This is a genomic window from Affinundibacterium macrobrachii, assembly GCF_014652415.1.
GTDB lineage: Bacteria > Pseudomonadota > Gammaproteobacteria > Burkholderiales > Burkholderiaceae_D > Undibacterium > Undibacterium macrobrachii.
Map to the genome: position 1 here is coordinate 1 of NZ_BMYT01000006.1, position 25,566 is coordinate 25,566.

A 25,566-nucleotide genomic window follows, 5' to 3' on the forward strand; every position below is an offset into this window, starting at 1 on the left:
AGACCAGGACGTTGATAGGCTGGGTGTGGAAGTGCAGTAATGCATTAAGCTAACCAGTACTAATTGCCCGTACGGCTTGTCCCTATAACTTTGGTCAGTTATAGAACCTTTACAAAAAAGTACAAACCTACTTTTTTGTAGCTTGAAGTGATAAAAATCACTGGCAAAGCCAGATGATTTTTAGGAACAAAAGCAAGGTAACTACGACAGGTATTACAATAGTGTGTGCTAAACGTAAGTTTGAGCAATCACAACCGATTATTTGCGACCGTCTTGATCGACGGTAACGCGTGGGCTTAGCCCACCCTACAAGCTTCTTCTTAATTGGATTTGTTGTTCATGAGAACAGCAAATCAACAAGTTATGCCTGATGACTATAGCAAGTTGGTACCACACCTTCCCATCCCGAACAGGACCGTGAAACGACTTTGCGCCGATGATAGTGNCTTCTCCTCTTATATTGCTGTACCGACTCTCTTTTGCGCTCTTTTTTACCTACCTGGCTACCGTCTTCTCTTTTTTCGACAAATTCATTACTTTGACTAGGCCCTTCAGTTTTGCGCCTTCTGCATTTCATTCGGAATTTAGACTTCAATCAAAGTAAGGCAAGCAGAGTACGGCGGCTTGAGCAAGGTATAATGCCTAGTAGAGCTTCTACATCTAGCCTAGTCTTCATGAGATAAAGATGAACTCGCTAGGCCATCACAGATCACGTGCGTATTTTTTCGAATTTTTACTCCTCAACTGAATTCTTTTTAACCATATGGAAGCTTTTCTTGTTTCAACACTGGCGGTTAGTATTGGTGAAATTGGTGACAAAACACAGTTACTGGCACTCTTGTTGGCGGCGCGATATCGGAAACCTATACCGATTATTTTAGGGATTCTGATCGCAACTTTGGCGAATCACACGCTTGCTGGTTTGATTGGTCAGTGGGTTGTTAGTCATATTTCGGCAGAGATTCTTCGTTGGGCTCTAGGACTTTCGTTTCTTGCGATCGCGGTGTGGATTTTGAAACCTGATGATATTGAAGACGAAGGATTGAGCGAGGGGCGCTTTGGGGTTTTTATGCTTACTTTTATTAGTTTCTTTTTTGCAGAAATTGGTGATAAAACCCAGTTAGCCACGGTTGCTTTGGCGGCTAAGTACTCAGAGTTAAGTTTAGTAATCGCCGGAACTACCTTAGGAATGCTGATTGCGGATGTGCCAGCCGTCTTTTTAGGTAAAGTTGCGTCACCTAATTTCCCTTTCCATATTGTGCGCTGGTTAGCAGCCACAGTGTTCGCTGTCTTGGGGATACTTGTCTTGCTCAATCTGGGTGGCATGTAGTCAGTAATTTAACGTGATCACGATCTAATTTTACGCATTTTTTATCGATTGACTTTATGCGTAGGTAATTTGTTGTCGGCAGTATTAAATTGAATTGAATTGAATTGAAGAAAGAGTGTATGAGTACTTATGTTTTGCCAAAAGGGACAGTAGTGAAGTTAGGAACACTGTCGAATAATCTTTATTCATTCTTGAATAATGGCGTACCTGCAGTTATGCCGCGAATCGGCTTGGAAAGCCAACAAAATTTACCGGACTTTACCCAGCAGCAGGGAATCTACGTTGGTGAGCTAATGGCGTATTTTGCTGCAGCAGCGCTGTTCTGTCAGACTACTGCCCAGCTATATACGGAACATAAAGAAACGATGGATCAATTTGTTCAACAGTTGCAAACTAAACGCAGCAGCAAACCAAATATTCATGGTTTGGAAAATCTCTCAGTGCAGATTGGATTGCCTATCGTGTTAGAAATTGTTTTGGACGAAGATTGCGAAGTATTGGCGGATACGCACTTTGAGCCAAGTGACAAAACTGAGAAATGTTGGAAGCACTGGCGTAGCGTAGTGTTGAATCGAGCTGAAGGTATTCCTGCGAGCTGGATAAAGAAGTTTCATTTTCCACGCTTGCTTGATTATCGTGATTTAGAGGGTGCAAAAAATCCACGCGTGCTCGAGCAAACGATAGATACATCGTTGATGGTCGGCGGCATGATGCAAGTGTGGCATAGAGATGCGCCAGCGGATTTGTTAATGGCATTTAAAAAGCAATACGGGGTCATTAATTTTTCCCAGAGCATGGTCTTTAATGCGAATTCGTTGGAGCGTTTCTTCAACCTCAATAGCATGATCGATCCAGCAAGTCGATTATTAAATCAACTCACCATTTGGCAAGACCTTGATGCTTTAGCACAAAAGCAGGGAATTCCTTTGCAATAGACAATCATCGTTTCATGATGGCACTCATTAACTGACTTTTTAAAGTCTTAATGAGTGCGGTTTCATCAGGTGGCACACCTTCAATGGCAGGCAAGCTGCGATCTGCATAAAATAAACCTAGTGGTTTATTATCGATAATGAGCGGCAAAATAATAAAGCTGCGCGTATCGGGCAATAAACTTTTGTACCATTTTGGGAGCATTGCTTGAATCTTAGGATTTAACGCCTCAGCAATCATTAGGTCGACGTTGTTGTGCATGGCGACATGAAAGATAGAGTCTTCATTGTCGACTGAAAATTGAAAAGCTTTTTGACGCTCGACATATTTTTCACCGACAGAAATTCTGGCGGTATATTTCCCTAACTGCAAATCGCGTAAGCAAACAGTTGCGAATCGAAATCCCATTGCACCATAAAGCGTTTCTAATACCAGAAGCACCAAGTCATTGAGCTTGATTTGTTTCGACGCTAACATCTGCGTTGCATCTTGTACACCAGCCAATAATAAATCTCTGGCGTTGCTTGGCTTTCCACTTGGATGCCGGCTGACGGTTTGTATTTGTTGCGTGTCGAAAGCCGGTAGCATGAATTCGCTACAGAAATCGCTCTCTTGAGAAACGGTAGATGTTGATTCGGTAGTTAGATTGGCGAGTGGAACTTCTAAAGTAATCGCTAATTGGCGTGCCTCTTTATCGACATTATTGAAAATTTCTTCGAGCTGATTATTGTGGATGTCGAGCGCACGACCAAAGCGTTTGACGATTTGTGAACAGCGTTGTTCTATCGGTATTTGACTTTCACCATTCTGCACTAGCGTACTCGCTAGCTCTTCACTGAAGCTGGCTACTTGTTTTATCCACTCTGTGTCTTGTGTGGTTTTCTTTACTTCTCCGTGCAGCGGTTGTAATGCAAAGATGATGCTTTCGGGTATTTTCCAATCGTGCAGCACGCTTTGGCCAAAACGCTCAAAACTACAACCTAGCAACTGAATGCACGCTTCATTGATTTGACCAGGATCGGCAAATCCTATGCTTTGAATTTTTTCATACAGAGGATGATCAAAAGCAGCAACTAGAATGCGTCCAATGTTTTTAAACAATGCCGCAACGGCGGCCTCTTCACTTTTTGGATGACGATTTCTTCTTGCGATTTCACGTGCTGTTACGCTGGCGCAAAGCGCTTGAACGAGTTCTTTGCGTACTGATTGGGCTTGTTTGTAATCTTTGAACCCATCAACCAGCAAGGTTGCCATCGCATTGGCTTTAATGGTGTCGAAGCCCAATAAGAAAATCGCTCTGGAAATAGTGGTGACCGATACGCCACCGGCAGTACGATAGGCAATCGTGTTGGATACGTGCAGTATTTTTTGTGTCAGCGCAACATCGGAAAGAATGAAGTGGGCCAGTTCCGAAACAGAATCTTCCCCGGATGAAGTAATTTGAATGACTTTGCTAATCGTCACCCCAAGCGTAGGCAAATTTTTGTCGCTACGAATCTTGTCGAGTAGACGTTCGCGAACATGGAGGCTAGTCGACATAGTCACAGATTTTTTTAGGTTATTTTGCTCGAACAGCGTCAATTCCAAAGCGTTTTTGCAATTCGCCATACAGTGAACGTATGGCTTTCAAACGGTTGTTCATCGGGTCTAAGCGCGCAGCGGATTCGATCAATTGCTTCGCCAGACTACCTGTGGCAGGGTCCCAACCCAAATTTTCAAGGCATTTGAGCGCTGCCAATGCAGCATTCAACACCACTTGCGGATTATCTGGTGATTTTCTAGCGGCGCTAGACATCAATTCTACAGAGCCACGGAAGTCACCTTCTTTCGCTTTTTGAACACCCAGCGCTACCAAGTCTTTTACTTCTTGTTGGCTCTTCTTCACGAGCTCTTGCCCAATATGACCTTTGCCCGCGCTTTCAAATACGCCCAATGCTCTCGTCACCATTTGTTGGTTGGGGGCGTTGCGCATGACTTCCATGATAACTTCGGAGGCAGCGCCTTCGTTATTGTTTTCTAAGCAGCTTTTGGCGAGTCCCAGCTTGAGATCGTTCGATAGGCCTATCTCATCACGATTGGCTTGAACTGCCGCATCGAGCTCTTCTGTTAGTTTTGCCGTATCACCAGTGGACGCGTGTACCAAAGCTGCAGAAATTGCACGACATGCCTCGGTCTTTTTTATTCCAGACATGCTTTTTTCTAGGTCACGAATTACCGATTTTGCTTGATTGTGATCACCTTTTTTAACTAAGGCATCGACCAGCTTGACATGATCTTCAGGGTCGCGAAACTCAGAATATTTTGCTTTGCTAACGACTTTTTTTAATACAGTTTCAGCCGTTTCAATGTCACCTGTTTCTAGTGCGAGTGAACCTAATTTACGAAGTCTGCGCACTGCATGGGGTGAGACTGTTACGGCGGTATCGAGCACCGACTTGGCTTCCGGTAAAGCACCAATGGCTTCATGTGTTTTGGATAGCCAATCATAGGCATCCATGTACTTATTATTTTCTAACACAAGGCTGCTCAGAATATCTTCAGCCTCTTGATACCGTCCTTGCATGTAGAGGGTTTTCGCGAGGCCTAGTTTGGCCCATGCGACAGTTTTCATTTCGTATAATTTGACGTAAAGCTCTTCTGCTTCGTTTGCTTCGCCCAAGATGACATGTAGTTCGGCGCGTAAGCGCATGAAGTCAACGAGGTAGCGCGGTGAAGTCTGTTCACCCTCTAAACAGGCCTCTAATGCTTCACGTACAAAACCTTGCTCCATTAAATTAAATACTTCCATGAAGGCTTTGCGCTTTTCAATTGCTTTAAGCACGCGCTCAAGTAAGGCGTCGGCGGTGAAGGGTTTGAGCAAATAATCGGAAGGAGCTAATTCGGCGGCACTGACAACTTTTGCGTAAGCACGCTCAGCCGTGACCATGATGAAAATTGTCGATAAAGGTGTTAGTTTGTGATGACGAACATCTTCGAGTAATTGCTGTCCATCTTGGCCTACACCTAGGTCGTATTCACACAGAATTAAGTCGAATACCTTTGATTGAATCGCGCGTATCGCGGTGCCGGCTGAAATAGCGTGATCAATTTTGCTGATGCCACATAAGTTCAGCATATTATGCAAACTGACACGCATACCGGAATGCGGCTCAATTAGCAGTGCGCGAATTTCCCCTAAATTACTCATGAGAACCTTTGATGATGTGGGAGTTGCCTGTTTTAATTGTTTTGGCAAAACATCGGATAAAACGAGCAGTCGAATTTGTACTAAGTAGATGACGACTCGCTTGTGCTAAAACTTTAACCGATTCGTTCTGAATAATGTAGCTGTATAGCAATTTTTTTCAAGGCTATTCGCACAACGTCGCTAGAATGCGACGCTATCTTTCATTTGAGAAATTTTGCAATCAAGAGCACAAACAGAGAAAGCAAGACGGTCGAGGCAAAAGGTATAGTAAAAATCTTACCGAATAGCTTGAAGCGTAGATCGCCAGGTAATCGTCCTATGCCTAGCTTTTGCAGCCAAGGGAGTAAATTGGCAAATAAAACCAAGCCAATAAAAATCACTAACACCCAACGGATCATGCTTTGTCCTTTGTTTTAAATAAGATAAATACCTTGTGTAACTTCACCAAAATTACTCGGCTATTTAGTCATCGGCTATAGACAATCTACAGCCGATGACTACGGTCGTACTGCAGCAAGGCATCGGGTAGTTCTACAGCACAACCTAGTATTAATACTTTAAATAATTCACCCATTTCAGCGGGTGACAGTAGCTTTTGTACGGCGTTACTAGCGGGCAGGTAGCGTTGCGAGTCTTCAACTGGAATTCTGCTCAAAATTTGTGTGATGCCACAACTGAGCAAAAAGCCTGCTTGGCTGGTATAAGCCAATAGATCTAAACCGGCATTCACACCAGCGCTTGCGATTGCGGTGAAATCCACATGCGCGGTGATATCTTGCAAGCCAGGCAGATAGAATGGATCGCTGTGCGCATGGTGTCGGTAGTGGCACATTAAGGTGCCTTGGTCGCGCTGCGGTAAGTAATATTCGTGCGCAGGAAAGCCATAATCGAGCCAAATCGCCACACCACCGCGACCTGATGCGGCTTTTCCGGCTAATAACATTGCTGCAACACTACGCATGAAGCCAATTTCAATTGGATGCACTTCGCTTATGTAGCCAATTGGTAGTTCTTCTGCATTGGGAATCTGTGCAATCAGCGCTGCGATTTGTGCATCGTTTTCATGCATTTCAACTAACTTCAACGTCGGGGTGGAACTAGTTGTGCTTGATTCTGTGCTAACACCCAACCGTTTCCAGCCTTGCTCTGATTTACAAACTAGTTCAACCGGCATCGCATCGAGAACCTCATTTCCCAGCACGACACCTGAGAAAGTAGTCGGCACACTTGTTAGCCAGACTACTTGTGGGAAATCTTTCAGGCGTTCTTCTTGTCTAGCTCTGAGTTCGCCGGACAATTCCACGATAAAATAGCGCTTTAGCGGAATTTGAGATTGCTGACATTCGGTCAAAATATCAAATGCCAGTTTGCCGGAGCCGGCACCGAACTCCATGATTTCAGGACTTGTTTGTGTGAAAAGTTGTTGTGCCAGTTGCGCTAAGCTAGCACCAAACAATGCGCTCATTTCGGGCGCGGTCGTAAAATCACCATCCGCACCAAGTTTGGCAGAGCCGCCGCTGTAATAGCCTAAGCGTGGCGTATACAATGCCAACTCCATGTAGCGAGAGAAGGGAATGATGCCGCCATTGCTGCTGATTTCTGTGTGTATAAGCGTTTCAAGTTGTCGCGATACCCGCAGTGCATCGTCCGACGGAACAGGTAAGCTTAATTGAGGGCGAGGAGTTGGATGTAGTTTCTGCATACCAGCATTGTATTAAAAGCGAGGTAGTTCCGGTCAATAAGTGAAAACATTTTCGCTTATTGTTATATCAAACAAGATAAAAAAAACTGATATGGTGCCAGCGTGCCTGCGTCTTGTCATTGCATATCAGTGCAGACCCGAGAAATTGAATGAATATGCTTACGCAACAAGTAACATCTGGGCAAGTCGCATTGGTGACGGGGGCCGCCAAACGTATCGGTCGTCATATTGCCTTGTGTATGGCACAACGAGGTTGGGATATTGCGGTTCACTATCATCATTCAGCTGACGAAGCGGCACAGGTGGTAGCAGAAATAAGGCAAATCGGACGACGTGCGATTGCGGTGCGGGCAGATTTAGGTAATGTTGAGCAGGTCAAGAAAATCGTGCCGCAAGTTGTGCATCAATTGGGGCGCCTTGATTGTGTAGTGAATAATGCTTCTTTGTTTGAGGCCGACAGTGCGGCTGATTTTTCGCAAGCTTGTTTGGATAAACACATGCACGCGAATTTGATGGCACCAATTATGTTGGCGCAAGATTTACATGTGTCTTTGCCTGATGATGTTCCAGCTGGTATCGCCTCTGTAATAAATATTCTTGATCAGAAATTGTTTAATTTAAATCCTGATTATTTATCTTACACATTGTCGAAAGCGGCACTACATACTGCGACTACCAGTTTGGCACAGGCTTTAGCACCTAAGCTGAGAGTAGTTGGGGTAGCGCCTGGATTGTCGATGCTATCGGGAGAGCAAAGCGAAACCGATTTTCAGGCTGCGCATAAAGTGACGCCATTGGGGCGTTCTAGTACGCCAGAAGACATCGCTGAAGCAGTCTGTTATGTCGCAAGTGCCAAGGCAATCACTGGCACTACGATCGTCGTTGATGGCGGGCAGCATTTGATTCCTACTCAGCGTGATGTGATGTTTTTAGCGAAAGCTAATTCAGATTCCTAGATGTCATCGATTACTTTCCTAGCGATTGCTAAACGATGATCTAGTGCTTATTTTTGTTATTTTTAATTTGTAAGTTTTTTAAAGCGATTCTTTATGTTATCCATACTCCACCACCCACAACTCGCCGATTGTCGTCGTTTGTTTTTGCGCAATTACGAGGTATCTATCAATATCGGTGTGCATGAATTTGAAAAGAAGGGGGAGCAAAGAGTCATGATCAATGTTGATCTATACATCCCCTTGGCATTGTCTACGCCAAAAGATGATCAGCTCGATGAGGTCGTTGACTATGATTTTATGCGTGGCACGATTGCCGCGCGTGTGGCGCAAGGTCATGTGCATTTGCAAGAAACCTTGTGTGATGATGTCGCAAAAATTATGTTGGCACATCCTCGTGTACGTGCGGTGCGCGTGTCAACGATGAAACCAGATGTTTATCCAGATTGCGAAGGCGTCGGGGTTGAAGTGTTTCAAATTAAATCGGAAGTGTGAGTCGAATTATGCAAGTCATTTCTATGCCTACACCAAGCAATCCAGCGCAAATGGCAGCGACGCGCTCACCAGAGAAAATCGCTTACGAAAACAATAAATTACATAAACGCTTGTGTCGTTTAGTTGGGCAGGCGATCGGCGATTTCAATATGATCGAAGACGGCGACAAGGTGATGGTTTGTCTTTCTGGCGGCAAAGACAGTTACGCGCTACTCGATATTTTGATGACCTTACGCGAACGTGCGCCGATTCATTTCGATATCGTCGCCGTCAATCTCGATCAAAAGCAGCCGGGCTTTCCCGAAGATGTGTTGCCTGCGTATTTGGATAAATTGGGCATTCCGTATCACATCGAAAACCAAGACACCTATAGTATCGTCAAGCGTTTGGTGCCAGAAGGAAAAACCACCTGTTCTTTGTGTTCACGCTTGCGTCGTGGCATTTTGTATCGTGTAGCAGATGAGCTGGGGGCGACCAAGATCGCGCTAGGTCATCATCGTGATGACATTATGGAGACCTTTTTTCTGAACATGTTTTTTGGTGGCAAGTTAAAAGGTATGCCCGCGAAATTACAATCAGATGATGGCAAACACATCGTGATTCGCCCGCTTGCTTATGTCAAAGAAAGTGATACGGAACGATATGCGGCGGTAAAGCAATTCCCTATCATTCCTTGCAATTTGTGCGGCTCGCAAGAAAATCTGCAACGTAAGCATGTGAAGCAATTAATGCGTGACTGGGACAAACAACATCCGGGTCGTGTTGATAATATTTTCTCTGCCTTATCGACCGTTGTTCCATCACATTTAATGGATAAAGATTTGTTCAATTTCCGCGATTTGGCTTTGACTGGTGAGGCAATGCCAAATGGCGATATCGCTTTCGATGAAGAACCTTGTGCGACTCCAACCAATACGATCAGCACCATGATGCAGTCAAATCTGGATCAAGATTAGTTTGATCGGCTAGTGCCCTATGGCGATTAGCCGACCAAGGAATAAAGTAATCAAGATAGTTTGAGAATGCGCCTGCGGGCGCATTTTTTTTGACCATCGTTAGCCTTCGCTACGCATGCAAGCAATCATTTTGTGTTTTCGCGATAGATAGTTAGCCGAGCTTCGTCACAAATGCGGGGTATTCGTCATCAATAATTCGTCGTTTGTCGCAGCATCGACCATTCTTGCGCAATGCTATTTACACTGTCTTTATCAATTAATCTATGTGTGTGGTTTACGACAAAATTAGGATTTACGCAGAACAGACGCTTGCATCAATGCAGTCGCTTAGTATTACATTTGCATTGCCTTTGAAGACGCGCTTAGCTAGCGGAATTTTGCAACAATCCTAAAACTAACGTAGTTTAAGAGAAAAATATGTATTTTAGATAAGTAAGGAATATGATGCTATTTCTAGTTATCTATTTTTTCAAATAACACGAATTTAGATGGCTCACTTTTGCTGATCGATTTCTGTGCTGTACTTGATCTAAGTGAAATCATCTTTCATAGAAAAGGGAATTCTCATGTCTGCAAATGCAATGTCTGTGTTGACCAAAATCTTCATCGAACCTAAATCTGCCTTTAGCTCTTTAAAAGAACATTCTCAGCCTTGGCTACCATTGGCATTGATCATCAGTTCGACTTTGGCTTTGTTTTACTGGTATTTTGCGACGGTCGATTTCTCTTGGTTGCTTGAACACACCATGAGCGCGAATCAGAATTTAAATGCCGAGCAAAAACAAGCGATGGCGAAAATGATGACCAAAGACAGTATGATGTACAGCACCTTGGGCGGTGTCCTGATTGGAACACCAATCGTGTTTGCCTTGTATGCGCTGTATTTTTTGTTAGCGTCAAAAATAATGGGCAGTAGTATTTCTTATGGTAAGTGGTTTGGATTCTCAGTTTGGGTGAGTGTGCCGACATTGATCGGTGTACCTTTGATGGCATTGCAAATAGTCTCAGGCAAGGGGCAGCTTGCGATGGAGAGCTTAAATATGTTGTCCTTGAATTTTCTGATAACGAATTTGCCAGTTGATCATGCGTGGGCAAGCTTGATGAATAATTTGAGTTTGACGACATTTTGGACTGCCTTTTTGACCTTTGTTGGATTGCGTGTTTGGACTGATCGTGGTGTTACTAGTTGCGTCATTACAGCAGGCTTGCCTTATGTGGTGATTTATGGAATTTGGGTTGCTATCTTGATGTTTTCTAAATGATCGGTATTGAAATGAAAAAAAGTAAGCTCATAGGAATCGCTGTCGTTGCTGCGATCATTATTGTTCCAGTTGTGATCAAATTTTCGGCTAGTAAGCCCAAGTTAGAAGTTGAGATGGCGAAGGTCAGTAAAAAAGAAATTCAGCCTTCAATTCTTGCCTCTGGTAATTTTGTCTTTCGTCAGCAAGTGCAATTGTCGAGTGAAGTGATCGGCAAAGTGTCTGAAGTGTTGGTGAAAGAAGGTGACAAGATCGAACAAGGACAAGTGTTGTTAAGACTCGACCCAACCTTGATTCGTGCTGAAGTCACCCAGCAACGTGCGATTGTTCGCAGTGCGCAAGTCAATATTGAACGGGCGCAATTGAATGTCGATCGTCAGCAAGTGAATGTTGAACGTAGTCGTCGTTTGGCTGAAGCCAAGTTTATCGATGCCAGCAAATATGAAGATGCAGTTCATCAACTGAATGTCGCTAAGGTTGACTTGCATGCGGCGCGCGAGAGCATGCAGCAAGCCAGCGCTTCTTTGGATCAAGCCTTAAAGCGTTTAGATAAAACTGAGGTGAAAGCACCAATCAGCGGTACGGTCACTGCCGTGCAAATCAAAATTGGCGAGACTGCGGTGGCAAGTGCTACTGGCATGGCGGGTTCCTCTTTGATGACGATTGCAGACATCGGCAGTATTATGGCTGAGGTCAATGTGGATGAAGCTGACGTCGCCAAGGTGCAAGTCGGTCAGCAATCAAAAGTGTATCCCGCAGCATTTGATGATCAACCGGTGATTGGTACTGTCGAAGAAGTGTCAATGGCACCTCGCGTGAATTTGGCTGGCGCATCGCAAGGCAAAACCTATGTTGTGAAATTGCGTTTGTCAGAATCAAAGACGGGAATACGCACAGGGATGACCTGTCGCGTGGAGATTATTACGGGTGGTGGTAGCTTGCGACCAGTATTGCCAATTCAAGCGATCCTCACGGGTGACAGCATGAAGTTAGAGAATAAAGATGGCAAAGACAGCAAAGAAGCGAGTAAGAGTTTGGGCGTTGTTTTCACAGTTAAAGATGGCGTAGCGCGCAAGAAAGAAGTCAGAATTGGCATTGCAGATGACAATAATCAGGAAATTATTTCTGGCTTGTCAGAAGGCGATGTTGTCGTGACTGGCCCTGCTAGAGTGTTACGTTCTTTACGTGATGGCGATCAAGTGCAGGAACTGAAGTCGACTGATCCTAAGGCGGCATCGGCTTCTGCTTCAGCATCCGCATCAGCAGCCTCAGCTAACGGAAGTGGGACCAAGCCGTGATTACATTATCGGGTATACAAAAAAATTACCAGATGGGCGATCAAACTGTGCAAGCTTTGCGTGGTGTTGATCTTCATATTGCGCGTAATGAATTAGTTGCGTTTATTGGTGCATCGGGCTCGGGCAAATCCACTTTGATGAATATTGTTGGATGCTTGGATCGCCCAAGTGCTGGCACATATCAACTCAATGGACGTGATGTTGCCACTATGGATAGCGATGAACTTGCCTTGGTACGTAATGCAGAAATTGGCTTTATTTTTCAAAGCTTCCATCTGCTGCCGCGAGCCACTGCTTTGGATAACGTGGCGCAACCTTTGATCTATCGTGGCATCGGTTACAAAGAACGTAATCGGATGGCAATGGAGGCATTGGATCACGTTGGTTTAAGTTCACGTATGCACCATAAACCGAATGAGCTTTCAGGTGGACAAAGGCAACGCGTAGCGATCGCTCGCGCTTTGGTCGGTAAGCCATCGATACTATTAGCGGATGAGCCTACCGGTAATCTTGATTCCAGTACCAGCCTAGAAATTTTAGCCTTGATCAAAGAAGTGCATCGCGCAGGACAAACGGTGGTGATGGTGACACACGAACCAGAAATTGCCGAGCAATGTCATCGAGTCGTGCGTTTGCATGATGGTCGCGTCTTGAGTGATGTGCGCAATGTTCAGCAAGATCCACATGCTCAAGTTGTTGATGACGAGCAGCAACGACATGCAGAGTTGGGAGAATAGCGATGTTTTTATTACTTGAAAGTGTACGCTCTGCGCTTAACTCAATACGCGCACATCGTATGCGCAGTTTCCTCACCTCTTTGGGTATCATCATTGGTGTCGCCTCGGTAATCACGGTAATTTCTTTGATCCAAGGCTTGTCGAAGAGCGTCACCAAGCAATTTGAAGGTTTGGGTGGCAACTCTTTAACGATCACCGCGCACAATACGATGAAGGACGCGATGCAGGGTAAATTTAACGCCTTGCGATTTGAAGATATCGAACATTTGCGTACGCATATTGATGAGATTGCCGATGTCAGTCCCTTGTTTGTGTTGTCGGTGCCGACAGTACGTTTTGGTAGTACTGATACGCCAGCGCGCGTGATTGCAACCACGCCAACCTATCAAGATGTACAGCAGCGGTTTGCTAGTATGGGGCGTTTTTTAAGTGCCTCTGACGAGTCTGGTGCACGTCGAGTTGCGGTGATTGGCCCTAAATTGATTGAGTCCTTACACTTGCCTGATAATCCGATTGGACAGTACATTGGTTTCAACAATGAATGGTTCAAAATCATCGGCGTGATGGAAAAGCGGGGCGAGTTGTTTGGTATGTCGCAAGATGATTATGTAATCATTCCATTCCGCACCGGACGTAGTTTGATTGGGAACAATCAAAGCATGCGTAACATGCAGCTGACCGTGTCATTAAAAGACATTTCGCAGTTAGAAGATGTCAAGCCACGTATCAAGACCGTGATGCGCAAGGCACATCGTTTAGATGCCGATGCTCCAGATGATTTTGAGATTGCCTCATCAGATCAATTATCGAAAAGCTTAGATAACATCACGACCACGGTGACCTTGGTGATGGGCGGGATTGTTGGTATCGCCTTATTGGTAGGTGGTATCGGCATCATGAATATCATGTTGGTTTCTGTTACCGAACGCACCCGTGAAATTGGTATTTGTAAAGCGATTGGCGCACGTAGTCGTGACATCATGATGCAATTTTTGATCGAAGCTGTGACCTTATCGGTACTAGGTGGCTTGATTGGGCTAGCGCTTGGTTATGCGCTCGGCTTTGGCATTTCGAAATTGATTCCAGGATTCCCCGATGCGGTCGTTCCGTGGTGGGCAGTGTTGTTGTCTTTCGTATTTTCAGCAGGTGTCGGCATTGTTTTTGGCGTGATGCCAGCGAGTAAGGCGGCGAAATTAGATCCGATTGACGCATTACGCTATGAGTGATTGTTGAGCCTAATTAGTTTGCTTAATTAAGCTGCTTAATCATCCAATCTAACTTTCGCAAGTAGTTTGAAAAGCTGTAGCTACCTGTATGTGATCTTGCATCAGGTGCTACAGCTTTTTTATTGTTGCGAAGATAAGCGTAAGCTCAGCCAGTGTTTGCCTTCTGCAATTCGAGTCACCATCATCGATGCGATCAAGTCGCCATTCGCATTGAGTAAAGTGGCTATCGGATCAACCAGTGTACCGATTACCATCGCGACTGGCAGTGCTTGTTCCATCGGGAATCCAAATGCGGTGATCGCAAAAACTTCACCAATATAGCCACCGTTGGGAATGCCGCCAGCGACAATTGACACTAGTACCGTAATGCCAAAGATAGCGAACAGCATTTCTGGTGCGGAAAAGTCTTTGCCGAACATCGCAAACAATACGGCCAATTTGATGATGGACGACATGCTAGAGCCATCTTTGTGTAAAGGTGCGCCGAGTGGAATCACGATGTTACTTATGTGAGCTGGCACCTGCATTTTTTCTGCCGCAAGCAAGTTTGCTGGTATGGTCGCAATACTGCTGCAAGTACCGATAGCGGTGAGGGCGGGTGTCAGATTATTTTTCCAAAAAATATTGACTCCCAGCTTGCCAGCAGCGAAGTAGGCGTACAGGCTAAAAAAGATTGCAAAATAAGCGGCACAGCTAAGGTAGTACAGGGCCAAAGGTTGGACATAAACGCCGATAAGTTGTGGTCCAAACACCCCAACTTGGTAGGCAAAATATGCGCCTAAACCTAGTGGTGCAATCTTCATTATTAAGCTCAATAATTGCTTCATCACTTCATTGGCAGCATTGAGAAAACCGACAAACGCTTTGCCTTTTTCTCCGGCGCGTAACGTAGCAAAACCAACGAGTAGTGAGAATAAAATCAAAGCCAGCATGTTCTTACGCGCCATCAATTCAGAAAAATCGTTGACAGTCAGTATCTGTGCCAAATTGGTGGTAGAGGCGGTGGCGCTCGCTGCGATAGGATTATCGAGTGCCGCCTGCATCGCCATATTGCGTAAGGTGGCGTCCTGTGCGATCGGAAAAGCCAACATGACTAACATCATGACAGCGGCCGATAAGATAACGGTCGTGAGAAATACGGCTGCGACGATACCAAATAGCTTACCCAAGCGCGTGCCACTTTGTAGATTCGCAATCGTCGAGGCGATCGTAAAAAACACCAAGGGAATGATCGCTGTGAATAAGAGGTTGAGAAAAATATCGCCGACAAATTTAAAGCTTTCAACGCGATTGCCGAATGCGAAACCCAGCAAGCAACCCGCTGTGATACCAGTCATCAGGTAAAGGATGTTGGCATAGTTGCGCACGATGTCGCTGGCTCGCATGGCGAATTTCATCAATGCTCCTATTCGACTTTGGCAGGGATAGTGACATCGCAAATACTAAAATCAGCACCGCGTTCTTGGCGCGTCTTTTCGATAATCCGCTTCATCTCTACCACACTGGCAATACTGACTTTAGGACGTTCTGTCGCCGGGATATCTGCGAGTAGACGTACCGATTTCATGATATCTGGTCGTGCCGGAGGTTCGCCGTGCGCGAGTTTGAGTAGTACGTCGTTCCCCACCACTACGCGACCAAACACGGTGTAATCTCGATCTAAGCGACGTGTTGCATCCAGCATGAAATAGAGTTCGCTGTTGGCGGAATCACGTGCTTCATTGCGCCCCATGCCTGCACTGCCCATGCAGTGAGCACCCCAAGAGCGTAGCGGCATTTGATTGTTTTTGTTCGCTTCACTGATAGCCAATGATTGAAACGGAACACTTCCTAAAAAGCCGGAAGCTGAATCGCTACTTTGGCTGGCGATATTCTCGATTGCGTCATAGCCAAGTCGGAACATCATTTCTGGCGGTAAGTTAGGGTAAGCGGTTCCACCACCGTCTTTATTATTGGGATTGCCAGTTTGTGCGACAAACTTGGGAATTACTCGATGGAATTGCAAACCATCATAGATTTTTTCGCGGGTAAGTAATTTGATGCGCTCAACCGCTTTCGGAGCCATTTCTGGTCGCATTTCTATAATGATGCGGCCTTGGCTAGATTCGATTAGTAAAGTATTCGCAGGATCGAGCACGCGCCAATCATCGTTTGCCAGACAATTCGCTGGATTCAGAAGTAAGCATGCGCTGAACAGGGCTGTTAAAGCGGGCAGTAGGTTTGATAAGCGCTGTAAGTGCAGTGGATTTTTCATGCAATTCCTTTCCCAGATGGATGACAAATAGTGATCACAGCCATTGTAGGCAAGCGATCAATCGAGGGCTAGTGATATTTCTAAAGTGTTTCTCGTTTTGCTGATGCGTGTGTGATTGTTGTGCATAAAAAAATGGCTTGAATCTTTATCGAATCAAGCCATGATGTAGATGCTGACGATAGAAACGCTAGCGCACTAATGTAATTGTGGTGCGCGTTTTACTTTGTTACCTTGGGCTGTCACCACAGGGTCACCACGCATTTTGAACATATGCACGACTTGTGTTAAGGCCGCAGCTTGTTCTTGCATCGCGGCTGCAGCGGCAGCAGCTTCTTCAACTAGTGCGGCATTTTGTTGAGTGGCATCATCCATCTCACGAATAGCGGCATTCACTTGCTCAATGCCGCTAGCTTGTTCGTCTGAGGCTTTGGTGATCTCTTCCATAATTTGGGTTACATGGTCAACACTCTCGACGATTTCTTTCATCGTTTCACCGGCTTGATCGACCAACTGTGTGCCCAACTTCACGCTATCAACCGAGTCGCCAATTAAGATCTTAATTTCTTTAGCGGCACTTGCTGAGCGTTGCGCTAAGCTGCGTACTTCGGAGGCGACCACTGCAAATCCGCGTCCTTGTTCGCCGGCACGCGCCGCTTCGACGGCGGCATTCAAAGCCAAAATATTGGTTTGGAAAGCGATGCCATCAATGACGGAAATGATGTCGACAATCTTTTGAGACGAAGTATTAATTACACCCATGGTGCTGATCACTTCATTCACAACCGTACCGCCTTTGATCGCCACACTGGATGCCTCTGCAGCCATTTGATTTGCATTACGTGCATGGGAAGAATTGAGTTTCACTGCGTCGGTTAATGCCATCATCGAAGCAGCAGTTTCTTCCAGTGAACTTGATTGACTCTCTGTGCGCGCTGACAAATCCATATTGCCGCTGGCGATTTCGGTAGACGACGTGGCAATCGAATCGGTACCTTTACGTACTTCGCGAATGATGTCACGTAGGCTGTTACGCATGGTGAAAATGGAATACAACAAGCTGGTTTGATTGTTAGTGTCCAAATCGATATGGACAGTTAAATCACCAGCAGCAATCGCACTGGTAATATCCACCGCATACTGTGGTTCGCAACCAAGTTGTTTGACCAAACCACGTGAGATGAAGAAGCCGAGTGAGAATAATAAGAATGACAGCACGCCTACCGTAATTAACATTTGGATCGCACTCTTATACAGTGCAGCGTCGATGTCATCGATATACACACCGGTACTGATAATCCATGACCATTGCGCATTGAGTTTGAAGTAAGCTAATTTTTCTACTGGTGTGCTGCCATTTGGCTTCGGCCACATAAAGCCGAGATAGCCTTCGCCTTTGCTTTTAGCGATGTCACGCATTTCGACATATAGCACTTTTCCTTTGCTATCTTTTTTATCTGACAGATCTTGCCCGATCAAATTCGGCAAAATTGGATGCATGATCATTCTTGGATGCGTATCGTTGATCCAAAGATAGCCGTTATCACCAAAGCGCATATTTTTGACCGCATTTAAGGCTGCTTGCTTGGCATCTGCCTCGTTCATTTTACCTTCGGTCACTTGCTTTTGATAATGCTCAACTAGGGTATTTGCTAGCTCCACTGCATTTTTGACATTGCTTTGATGCATAGAGAAGAGCGTTTTTTTCTCATTTTGTAACACTAGCAAACTGAGCGCAAAAATACCGAGAATCGCACCGATAACCAGTGCTCCTAAGCGTTTACTTACACTGATTTGATGAATTTGGCTGAAAAAGCCTGACATACTGTTCTCCTGATGTTCTCGTTATGATGGCGACCAAAACAAAACGCCTAACTTGCACTGACCAATCGAGGTTGGAGTGGTGTCAAGCGAGGCGATACACTTTGTTTTCGTGATCTGATGTTGATATGGCAAACAAGCGTCCACGAGAGCGGGTGCGGCTTTGCTGCCGTGCTGCCCATATCATGCTGGCAAAATCCTACCACGCGTGAGCAGCTTTATAGAATACATTTCAGGTAGAACGCATCAGAACTATTGTTAGACAGCAACAAGCTTGCAGTTGAGTCGCAGGATAGTCATTTCGAAGTGTGTATTCTTAAATCTATGTTTGCTTTTCTTTAGGCGATTTGTTTTTTACTACGACGGGTTTTGCTACCAACGCCAACCGCGGTAAAGATGGCTAAAGCTTGAAATAAGGCGATACAAGCGAATACCCATTGTGGGTGATGTGCATCCATAATCGCACCAAACAAGGCTGGAGAAAACGCCAAGCCGATGTCGAGTCCAGAATACACCACGCCATACACGCGTCCCGTGGCATTTTTGGGAGAAGCGGCACGAATCAGTAAATCACGCGAAGGTCCTGCGATCCCCGCGCCCAGCCCAACCGCACCCATTAATACCACAGCCATGCTGGCGGATACCCAGCCACTCGCCAGTAATAATGCGATAAAAGCAGAAAAAGAGAAGGCGACGGTAATTGTTTTATCGTGGTCGGTGGTTTTTGCCGCAATAAAGCCACCCCAAACCATGCCGACCGCGGATGTCAGCATATAAGCGGTGTAGCCAGCGGTCGCCCATGCCAAGGACATACCATAAATTTCTCGTAAAGCAGTAGGAGAAAAACTCTGTATGCCGCCAATCCCCATAGAAATCATAAAGAAGAATAAGAAGCACATCCAAACGGCTGGCAAGCTTAGGAAGTGAAACAGGCTCTGATCTTCGTGTGTGATTTGAGTTTGCGGCTTAACCTGTGGCTTAGTTTGTGTAGTTTCTTGACGGTTGCCAGTGAACAGAGCATCGCGATAGACGAATAAAATTGCCAACACAATGATAGGTAGTATCGATGCCGCAAACAAGGCAATTCGCCAGTTGCTTAAGTTAGCGATTGTGACCAAAAACACTGGCGCCGCCGCCCAGCCAAGATTGCCGCTAATCCCGTGTACCGAAAAAGCATGACTCAAGCGTTGCGTTGTCACACGTTTATTCAGGATGGTGTAATCGGCGGGATGAAATACGCTATTGCCCAAGCCAGCGAGCATTGATCCCAGCATCAACACCAAGTAATTTGGCGCTAGCGCGAGCGCCAGAGCAGACAGCGCCAAGCAAGCGATGCCGAAAAATAAGACTGCGCGAGCACCTATTTTGTCGACCACGAAACCAGCTAAGGCTTGTCCTATACCAGAAACCACAAAGAAGGCACTCATTAATAAGCCTAGTTCCGCATACGACAGTGCAAAAGCTTCTTTTAGCCACGGAAACAAGGGCGCCAAAATCATGTGAAAGAAATGGGAAATGCCATGCGCTAACCCGACCAAACTGATGACGAGTGCATCTTGTTTAAAGCTATTCGGTGTAGGAAGCGGGTGATCGTGGGTGGAAGTAATGCTAGTCATAACAGCAACTTTCTAATGAGCCTTATTAATCTGGTAGCAAATGGCAGATATAGCACTACCAAGGTTCCTACAGTGTAAGGAAAAAGTGGTCGTCTGTTTTAAGATAAACAGTCATAATTTATCGAATAATCGCCAAACTAAGTTTTCGCTTGTGATTCCATACATCCCCGTCGTTTTGAAAGCCTGTTTATGTCTCAATCTCCATTAACGCACACCGGTTCACCTCCCGTGAGCTTATCGCCAACCCCGTCGCGACCAGTGCGCGTGGTGGCGCGCAATCTGGACGCCGACGAATTATTGCGTGCACATCAGCATGCCTGGGGTCAGGTAACTTATGCGCTCGATGGTGCGGTGCAAGTGAATGCTAATCATCAAACATGGTTTGTGCCGCCACTGCGAGCGATTTGGATTCCCCCATTTATTCAACATGAAGTACGCACACTCGAGCGCGCTCAGCTAAGGGCGATCTATGTTGATTCTTCTGTAGCGCCTCTCCGTGGAGACGAGTGTGTGGTACTAGAAGTCTCTGGTTTGATGCGCGAATTAGTGCGTGCTTTGACCACGATTGAGTTAAGTGAAGATGCAAATGAGGGTGCGCAAAAGCAGCTGCGCGAAAGTCATCTAGCGGCTTGCCTATTAGATGAATTAGAGAATGCAGCACCACTGCCCTTGAATGTGCCAATGCCGCGCGATTCTCGTTTGCGTAGTTTGTGTGAGTTGCTGATCGCTAATCCTGCATCGAATCTCAGCTTGGCTGATTTATCAAAACAAGTTGGTGCTTCAGAAAGAACCTTGGCGCGTCTTTTTCAGAGCGAGATGCAAATGAGTTTTGGTTTATGGCGCCAGCAAATGCGCTTGGCACGTGCGGCTCCTTTGATCGTCAGCGGCAAACCGCTATCGGTGGTGGCAGCAGAACTTGGATATGCAAGTCAATCCGCATTTTCTGCCATGTTTAAAAAAACTTTTGGCGAGACACCATCCCAATTTTTTCGTACTTCTACCCAAGAGTTTTAGATGGATATGATCAGACAAAGACGCTTCAGATAAATTCGCTTGTTCGCTTGTTCGTTCGTTCAAACCGAACCCGCATTTTTCTCTAAGTATTTTTTCAAAGCAGCTTTTAGTGGATCGATAAATGTCAGCATCACTGCGAATAAGCTTTCGACTTCGGATAAGTCTTGCGCTTTCGCTTTCAGTTCGATTGCTCTCGCAAGTTGCTCGATCGGCTTTGCATTGAAATTACCCACTAAGCCTTTAAATGTGTGCGCACTTCTGTGTAGCAATTCAGTGTCGCTGGACGCGATCGCCACACGTATTTCATCGACTTGCTTATCGCAACCTTCTATGAACATCGGCGTGATAATCTGCAAAATTTCTGCGTCTCCGTCTTCGAGTGCGAGTTCGAAATCAAACTGATGATTGAACAAATCTTGCGTCGAGCTGCTGCCTTTGCTGTTGGCTTCTATAGCGTGTTCTAGATTGGCATTGTTTAATGACCGATTCGCAGCCACCAAATTTAGCAAGTCTTTCAAGCTATCGGATTTAATTGGCTTTGAAAGATAAAAGTCCATTCCCGCGTCGATGCACCGTTCGCGATCGCCAGGCATGGCATTGGCGGTCATCGCGATGATAGGGATGTGTCGATCGTTTTTCTCTAGACTACGGATGAGCTGCGTGGCCTCAATGCCCCCCATTTCCGGCATTTGCATATCCATCAAAATCGCATCATACGAATTTGCTTGATATTTCTCCAGCGCGATGATGCCATTCTCAGCCAGATCGGTGACGTGCCCCCATTTGTGCAATAAATTGCAGGCGAGTTTTTGATTGATAGGATTATCTTCCGCCACCAAAATCCGCAGCGGATATTCTTGTGTATGTGCATCTTCAGCCACCAGATTAATGTAATGAATCGCGCCAGTTGCTACACCTTGAAAGATGGCATCAATCGCGATTTGTAATTCTTGTTGGCTAATCGGTTTACGCACGTAGCCATCGATTCCAGCAGCTCTGCATTGTGCCGCATCATCAGTTAGTGCTGCGGATGACAGCATTAACATTTTTGCGTTACCTAGCAATTGTTTTGATTGAATCTGCTTGGCTAATTCAAAGCCATCCATTTCTGGCATACAAGCATCTAATAGAATCAAATTAAATTGACGCTGGGTTTGCGCATGTTGCTGCAATAAACTGATTGCATCCGCGGCGCTGCTCGCTACTTCAACGTTCATTTGCCAGTTACGTAAAGTGTCGCCGATGTATTTTTGATTGATAGGATTATCATCAACCACGAGTGCGTTCAAGCCTTGTAAATGCATGGTTTGCAATGGGCTATTATTCGCTAAACTATAAGCAAAATCAGCAGAGAAATAGAAGCAGCTACCTTGTCCCTTGGTACTTTGGACTTCAAGCTTGCCATTCATTGCGCTGACTAATTTAGATGAGATTGATAATCCTAATCCAGTACCGCCATATTTGCGTGTCGTGGATGCATCGGCTTGACTAAACGGTTGAAAAATATGTTCAAGTTTATCTTGCGCAATGCCAATGCCTTGATCAGTTACTGAGAAATGCAAACGCGCGTGCTTGTCATGCAATTCGACTAAGTTGACGTCTATCGTAATGCTGCCATGATGACTAAATTTAATCGCATTGACGAGTAAATTACTGAGTACTTGGCGCAGCTTGCCTGGATCACCAATCAAAATTTCAGGTAGTTCTGGGTCGATTTGATAGACGAGTTCAATGTTCTTTTGCTCAGCACGTACCGCCGATGCTTTTAACATGGTGGCGATCAGTTCGCGGATCGGAAATTCTATGTGCTCCAATACGATTTTGCCGGATTCGATTTTTGAAAAATCTAAGATATCGTTAATGATCTCAAGTAAAGAGTGCGAAGAAACTTTGACCAGTTCAAGATATTCGCGCTGTTGTGGATTCAAATCAGTATCGAGCGCAAGTTCGGTCATCCCAATGATGCCATTCATCGGTGTGCGAATTTCGTGGCTCATGGTGGCGAGGAATTCGCTTTTCGCTTTGCTGGCGTCTTCCGCACCGACCTTGGCTTTAATCAAAGCGGCTTCAAATTCTTTTCTGCTGGTGATGTCGCGACATGATCCGTAGATGCTGCCGTCAGGCAGCAGAGCGACATTCATTTCGACTGGAACTTCGCTCCCATCTTTTTTTAGGAGTTTAATTTCTTGCCGCATCAAACGTTGCGCTGTCAGATTTTGCATAAACGTTTGTCGTGCCGCTTCACGGAAATAATCCGGCAACAAATTGTAAATATCCGAGCCGATTAATTCATCGCGCCTGAACTTGAGCATCGTTAATGCTAAATCATTGACGTAAATCCAGCGTTCACTTTTATCGGCAACAAACACCGCGTCGGCGGCATTGTCCAAAATCATACGTTGTTTGTGTTCGCTCTCGCGTAGTGCTGCTTCTGCGCTACGACGCGCGGTAATATCTTGAAATGCTGCTACTGAGCCAACAATTTTTCCTTCTTCCAAAATGGGAGACGCGACAATAGAAATTGGAAACCGCATGCCAGATCGATGTTGAAAATATTCTTGATCTGATCGATAGACCTGGCCTCGCGTGACAGCCCGACTAATCGGACAGTCTTGGTGCTCAATCGGATTGCCACTGATGTGTTGAGAATGAATAATATTGTGTAGATTCTTACCTTGTAATTCTGCAAGCGACCAGCCAAGAATTTTTTCTGCTTCTGGATTCACGAAATTGCAATTGCCATTCGCATCGAGTGTATAGACCCCCTCGCCGAGCGTATTCATCACATTTTGTAATAAACGTTTGCTTGATTCGATTTGGTCAGTTAACAATCGTTCTTGCGTGATATCGGTTCTGATCGAAATGAATTGATACGGTACTTTATCCGCATCCAGAAATGGCACGATGGTTGCGCTCGTCCAATAGTAGCTACCATTTTTGGCGCGATTGCGAATATCACCATGCCATACTTTTCCACTGCTGATGGTTTGCCACATATCTGCAAAAAAGGCCTTGCTATGTAGTTGTGAATTGACGATGCGGTGATTCTGACCTAATAATTCTTCGCGCGAATAATGGCTAATTTGACAGAATTTATCATTGGCATAAATCAGATTGCCCTTTGCATCGGTGATGCTAACAATCGCATGTTGATCGAGTGCGAATTGTTGGTTTTCTATAGCGGCTAGTGCGGTTTGTAGTTCGCCTCTGGTTTGTAATATTTCGCCGACTAGGCCCGCGAGTAAGGTACTTAAATTTTCTAAACTATCTTCATCGGCCAAATGCTTACCCAGTTGCGCCAGCACTTCATTGGTGGTTTGACGTAAGGTTTGCATCACTTGTTGACGCAGTTCTGATTCCTGGCGCAGGTTTTGATTGGCTGTCATCAGTTCGTCTGAACTGAGCTCTAAGCTACGTTTTCCTAATGCCAAATCACGATCAGCTTGTTGGTAAGCTTCATCGACTTGCGCAAAATACTGGCGCATCCCTTTTAAGGCCGTAATCGCTTCTTGACTTAATCCAGTGGCACTGCTTACTTGCTCAAACTCGTTCAGAATAGCAGCAAGTTGTGTTTCATTTTGGATGCCAAGTAGACGCTTGTATTGGCGTAAAGAGAGCTTGTGCGACATTAGACACGCTCTGTCAAATAAGTGATCGTCATCGTTTGATTATGAAGACTACAGGCGGCTAATTGATAACTGGGGCAGATTTCGCCATTTGAATAAAATCCGCATAACACGGTGTTTTCACCCAAGATATCTTGTACTGCTTCGACCTCTTCATCGACGCGTCCCCCCATCACAAGCTTACGCCCAACGCAACTTACTAATAAACCTAAGGCTGGGCCAGTATGTGTTTGAATTTTTTCTAGGGTGGCGTCCGCCGCTGTTTCTGCACCATCGACCAAGTCATTGGTGTGGGCATGCATGAGTCGTAGAAATCCTTCGGGATTAATCGCGCCGGCGAGTACCAAGCTTCCATTCGATTCATCTACGCCCAAAATGGTGCGAATCTGTCCTAGTGACTCACGTGCGTCGCTGAGCATTTCGAATGGAAATAGTAGGCCAGAACTAGGTAGGTCTTTTGCGTAATCGCCTAGATAGCGCTTGTACACGTTGAGTGCTGGTTCACCATCGAGTTCATACAGAATATTTCCTGTGCTGCGAGTGACTTTGCGAGTGGGTCCAAATGCTTTCCAACCACCATAGCTGCCGTTTGAGAAGACTAAATGCTCACCAGAAAATCCGATGCCGACGATCTCGGATGTGGATACTCCATTATTGGATAAGGTGTAGGTTTTTACAAATGCGCCATCATCGGCTGCCAAACCTCCTGTGATCGGTAGCGAGTCGCCTAACTCGCTGACGATACCTTCGATCATCGCGCTGCCGTTAATATTCACGCCTTGTCCGAGAACGAGTAATGCACGTAGCTCATCACTTCGTAATTGCGCGGCGAGGTTTTTACCCGCATCAAAGGAATTGTCCATGCCAGCGATGTTTGCGGTCGCTACTCTCAATGTAGTTGAATCAAAATGAACTGCCGTTACCACAGTTGTTTTTGATAACACCGCAGCCGAGGTAATTTCTCCTGCCGTGCTACAGCCAACGCGGTGTGTATTGGGGAAGTAAGTCGTCAGTGCTTGATTCAATAAAGGCGAGGCAAAATGACCGGTATAACCAAACACTAGAATCAATTGTGGATCGATACTTGTTAAGCTCTTTAACTGCGTTAAGTCGGTCTCTAAATCTCTCAGAATGACTTGCTTGATTTCCATTTGCCATCTCC

20 protein-coding genes, 1 rRNA gene and 1 other annotated feature are annotated in these 25,566 nt (G+C 45.5%); of the genes, 11 read left to right on the forward strand and 10 right to left on the reverse strand.

Going from position 1 to position 25,566, the window contains the following annotated elements:
- The 3 genes from IE103_RS15210 to IE103_RS15220 all read left to right on the forward strand — a co-directional run.
- Positions 1-84 (forward strand): 23S ribosomal RNA (locus IE103_RS15210); the annotation flags it as partial.
- Positions 85-366: 282 nt separating this feature from the next.
- Positions 367-454, forward strand: a sequence feature (5S ribosomal RNA rRNA prediction is too short).
- 309 nt (positions 455-763) lie between these two features.
- Positions 764-1,330, forward strand: coding sequence for a TMEM165/GDT1 family protein (locus IE103_RS15215; RefSeq protein ID WP_189346998.1), 567 nt, complete (start codon positions 764-766; stop codon positions 1,328-1,330).
- Positions 1,331-1,449: 119 nt separating this feature from the next.
- Positions 1,450-2,265 (forward strand): hypothetical protein, encoded by an 816-nt coding sequence (locus IE103_RS15220; protein ID WP_189346999.1) that lies wholly within the window; start codon positions 1,450-1,452, stop codon positions 2,263-2,265.
- Between the two features lie 4 nt (positions 2,266-2,269).
- Here IE103_RS15220 and IE103_RS15225 read toward each other — a convergent pair whose 3' ends face one another.
- From IE103_RS15225 to IE103_RS15240, 4 genes are all read right to left on the reverse strand, one after another.
- A complete protein-coding gene (locus IE103_RS15225) occupies positions 2,270-3,802 on the reverse strand; it encodes an HDOD domain-containing protein (protein WP_189347000.1) in 1,533 nt (510 codons plus the stop codon).
- Between the two features lie 19 nt (positions 3,803-3,821).
- Positions 3,822-5,450 (reverse strand): tetratricopeptide repeat-containing response regulator, encoded by a 1,629-nt coding sequence (locus IE103_RS15230; RefSeq protein WP_189347001.1) that lies wholly within the window; start codon positions 5,448-5,450, stop codon positions 3,822-3,824.
- A 200-nt stretch (positions 5,451-5,650) separates the two neighbouring features.
- A complete protein-coding gene (locus IE103_RS15235; protein ID WP_189347002.1) occupies positions 5,651-5,848 on the reverse strand; it encodes a DUF2905 domain-containing protein in 198 nt (65 codons plus the stop codon).
- Positions 5,849-5,934: 86 nt separating this feature from the next.
- Positions 5,935-7,152: a class I SAM-dependent methyltransferase gene (locus tag IE103_RS15240; RefSeq protein ID WP_189347003.1), complete on the reverse strand. Its 1,218-nt coding sequence runs from the start codon at positions 7,150-7,152 to the stop codon at positions 5,935-5,937.
- Positions 7,153-7,301: 149 nt separating this feature from the next.
- Here IE103_RS15240 and IE103_RS15245 point away from each other — a divergent pair, with 149 nt between their 5' ends.
- The 7 genes from IE103_RS15245 to IE103_RS15275 all read left to right on the forward strand — a co-directional run bounded on the left by IE103_RS15245 (position 7,302) and on the right by IE103_RS15275 (position 14,076).
- Positions 7,302-8,108: an SDR family oxidoreductase gene (locus IE103_RS15245; protein ID WP_373295248.1), complete on the forward strand. Its 807-nt coding sequence runs from the start codon at positions 7,302-7,304 to the stop codon at positions 8,106-8,108.
- 93 nt (positions 8,109-8,201) lie between these two features.
- The gene (locus IE103_RS15250) at positions 8,202-8,600 is read left to right on the forward strand and encodes a dihydroneopterin aldolase (RefSeq protein ID WP_186892291.1); all 399 of its coding nucleotides are present in this window, start codon (positions 8,202-8,204) and stop codon (positions 8,598-8,600) included.
- A gap of 23 nt (positions 8,601-8,623) precedes the next feature.
- Complete coding sequence (gene ttcA / locus IE103_RS15255; RefSeq protein ID WP_373295249.1) at positions 8,624-9,556, forward strand: tRNA 2-thiocytidine(32) synthetase TtcA; 933 nt, start codon at positions 8,624-8,626, stop codon at positions 9,554-9,556.
- A 566-nt stretch (positions 9,557-10,122) separates the two neighbouring features.
- Positions 10,123-10,818 carry a YIP1 family protein gene (locus IE103_RS15260; protein ID WP_189347005.1) on the forward strand — a complete coding sequence of 232 codons (696 nt, stop codon included), beginning with the start codon at positions 10,123-10,125 and terminating at the stop codon, positions 10,816-10,818.
- 11 nt (positions 10,819-10,829) lie between these two features.
- A complete protein-coding gene (locus tag IE103_RS15265; protein ID WP_189347006.1) occupies positions 10,830-12,113 on the forward strand; it encodes an efflux RND transporter periplasmic adaptor subunit in 1,284 nt (427 codons plus the stop codon).
- Complete coding sequence (locus IE103_RS15270) at positions 12,110-12,850, forward strand: ABC transporter ATP-binding protein (protein WP_189347007.1); 741 nt, start codon at positions 12,110-12,112, stop codon at positions 12,848-12,850. The genes IE103_RS15265 and IE103_RS15270 overlap by 4 nt, the downstream gene beginning before the upstream one ends.
- Before the next feature lie 2 nt (positions 12,851-12,852).
- The gene (locus IE103_RS15275; RefSeq protein WP_189347008.1) at positions 12,853-14,076 is read left to right on the forward strand and encodes an ABC transporter permease; all 1,224 of its coding nucleotides are present in this window, start codon (positions 12,853-12,855) and stop codon (positions 14,074-14,076) included.
- Positions 14,077-14,195: 119 nt separating this feature from the next.
- Here IE103_RS15275 and IE103_RS15280 read toward each other — a convergent pair whose 3' ends face one another.
- The 4 genes from IE103_RS15280 to IE103_RS15295 all read right to left on the reverse strand — a co-directional run bounded on the left by IE103_RS15280 (position 14,196) and on the right by IE103_RS15295 (position 19,764).
- Positions 14,196-15,473, reverse strand: coding sequence for a dicarboxylate/amino acid:cation symporter (locus IE103_RS15280; protein ID WP_229827318.1), 1,278 nt, complete (start codon positions 15,471-15,473; stop codon positions 14,196-14,198).
- An 8-nt stretch (positions 15,474-15,481) separates the two neighbouring features.
- Positions 15,482-16,330 (reverse strand): peptidylprolyl isomerase, encoded by an 849-nt coding sequence (locus IE103_RS15285; RefSeq protein ID WP_189347009.1) that lies wholly within the window; start codon positions 16,328-16,330, stop codon positions 15,482-15,484.
- A gap of 195 nt (positions 16,331-16,525) precedes the next feature.
- Positions 16,526-18,151, reverse strand: coding sequence for a methyl-accepting chemotaxis protein (locus IE103_RS18620; RefSeq protein WP_189347010.1), 1,626 nt, complete (start codon positions 18,149-18,151; stop codon positions 16,526-16,528).
- Between the two features lie 335 nt (positions 18,152-18,486).
- The gene (locus tag IE103_RS15295) at positions 18,487-19,764 is read right to left on the reverse strand and encodes an MFS transporter (RefSeq protein ID WP_189347011.1); all 1,278 of its coding nucleotides are present in this window, start codon (positions 19,762-19,764) and stop codon (positions 18,487-18,489) included.
- Between the two features lie 189 nt (positions 19,765-19,953).
- Here IE103_RS15295 and IE103_RS15300 point away from each other — a divergent pair, with 189 nt between their 5' ends.
- Positions 19,954-20,778, forward strand: coding sequence for an AraC family transcriptional regulator (locus tag IE103_RS15300; RefSeq protein ID WP_189347012.1), 825 nt, complete (start codon positions 19,954-19,956; stop codon positions 20,776-20,778).
- A 59-nt stretch (positions 20,779-20,837) separates the two neighbouring features.
- On the opposite strand, the gene IE103_RS15305 is transcribed toward IE103_RS15300, so the two are convergent.
- Together IE103_RS15305 and IE103_RS15310 are read right to left on the reverse strand one after the other, a co-directional pair.
- Positions 20,838-24,407, reverse strand: a complete 3,570-nt coding sequence (locus IE103_RS15305; RefSeq protein ID WP_189347013.1) for a PAS domain S-box protein — start codon at positions 24,405-24,407, stop codon at positions 20,838-20,840.
- A complete protein-coding gene (locus tag IE103_RS15310) occupies positions 24,407-25,555 on the reverse strand; it encodes an FIST signal transduction protein (protein ID WP_189347014.1) in 1,149 nt (382 codons plus the stop codon). Before IE103_RS15310 ends, IE103_RS15305 begins: the two co-directional genes overlap by 1 nt.
- Between the last annotated feature and the right edge of the window lie 11 nt (positions 25,556-25,566).

What these genes read in the sequence shown, in the direction of transcription:
- IE103_RS15240 (WP_189347003.1), bottom strand. Translation starts at nt 7,152, where the DNA reads ATGCAGAAACTACATCCAACTCCTCGCCCTCAATTAAGCTTACCTGTT.
- IE103_RS15250 (WP_186892291.1), top strand. Translation starts at nt 8,202, where the DNA reads ATGTTATCCATACTCCACCACCCACAACTCGCCGATTGTCGTCGTTTG.
- IE103_RS15305 (WP_189347013.1), bottom strand. Translation starts at nt 24,407, where the DNA reads ATGTCGCACAAGCTCTCTTTACGCCAATACAAGCGTCTACTTGGCATC.
- IE103_RS15235 (WP_189347002.1), bottom strand. Translation starts at nt 5,848, where the DNA reads ATGATCCGTTGGGTGTTAGTGATTTTTATTGGCTTGGTTTTATTTGCC.
- IE103_RS18620 (WP_189347010.1), bottom strand. Translation starts at nt 18,151, where the DNA reads ATGTCAGGCTTTTTCAGCCAAATTCATCAAATCAGTGTAAGTAAACGC.
- IE103_RS15245 (WP_373295248.1), top strand. Translation starts at nt 7,302, where the DNA reads ATGAATATGCTTACGCAACAAGTAACATCTGGGCAAGTCGCATTGGTG.
- IE103_RS15310 (WP_189347014.1), bottom strand. Translation starts at nt 25,555, where the DNA reads ATGGAAATCAAGCAAGTCATTCTGAGAGATTTAGAGACCGACTTAACG.
- ttcA (WP_373295249.1), top strand. Translation starts at nt 8,624, where the DNA reads ATGCCTACACCAAGCAATCCAGCGCAAATGGCAGCGACGCGCTCACCA.
- IE103_RS15215 (WP_189346998.1), top strand. Translation starts at nt 764, where the DNA reads ATGGAAGCTTTTCTTGTTTCAACACTGGCGGTTAGTATTGGTGAAATT.
- IE103_RS15275 (WP_189347008.1), top strand. Translation starts at nt 12,853, where the DNA reads ATGTTTTTATTACTTGAAAGTGTACGCTCTGCGCTTAACTCAATACGC.
- IE103_RS15225 (WP_189347000.1), bottom strand. Translation starts at nt 3,802, where the DNA reads ATGTCGACTAGCCTCCATGTTCGCGAACGTCTACTCGACAAGATTCGT.
- IE103_RS15280 (WP_229827318.1), bottom strand. Translation starts at nt 15,473, where the DNA reads ATGAAATTCGCCATGCGAGCCAGCGACATCGTGCGCAACTATGCCAAC.
- IE103_RS15300 (WP_189347012.1), top strand. Translation starts at nt 19,954, where the DNA reads ATGTCTCAATCTCCATTAACGCACACCGGTTCACCTCCCGTGAGCTTA.
- IE103_RS15220 (WP_189346999.1), top strand. Translation starts at nt 1,450, where the DNA reads ATGAGTACTTATGTTTTGCCAAAAGGGACAGTAGTGAAGTTAGGAACA.
- IE103_RS15295 (WP_189347011.1), bottom strand. Translation starts at nt 19,764, where the DNA reads ATGACTAGCATTACTTCCACCCACGATCACCCGCTTCCTACACCGAAT.
- IE103_RS15285 (WP_189347009.1), bottom strand. Translation starts at nt 16,330, where the DNA reads ATGAAAAATCCACTGCACTTACAGCGCTTATCAAACCTACTGCCCGCT.
- IE103_RS15260 (WP_189347005.1), top strand. Translation starts at nt 10,123, where the DNA reads ATGTCTGCAAATGCAATGTCTGTGTTGACCAAAATCTTCATCGAACCT.
- IE103_RS15265 (WP_189347006.1), top strand. Translation starts at nt 10,830, where the DNA reads ATGAAAAAAAGTAAGCTCATAGGAATCGCTGTCGTTGCTGCGATCATT.
- IE103_RS15230 (WP_189347001.1), bottom strand. Translation starts at nt 5,450, where the DNA reads ATGAGTAATTTAGGGGAAATTCGCGCACTGCTAATTGAGCCGCATTCC.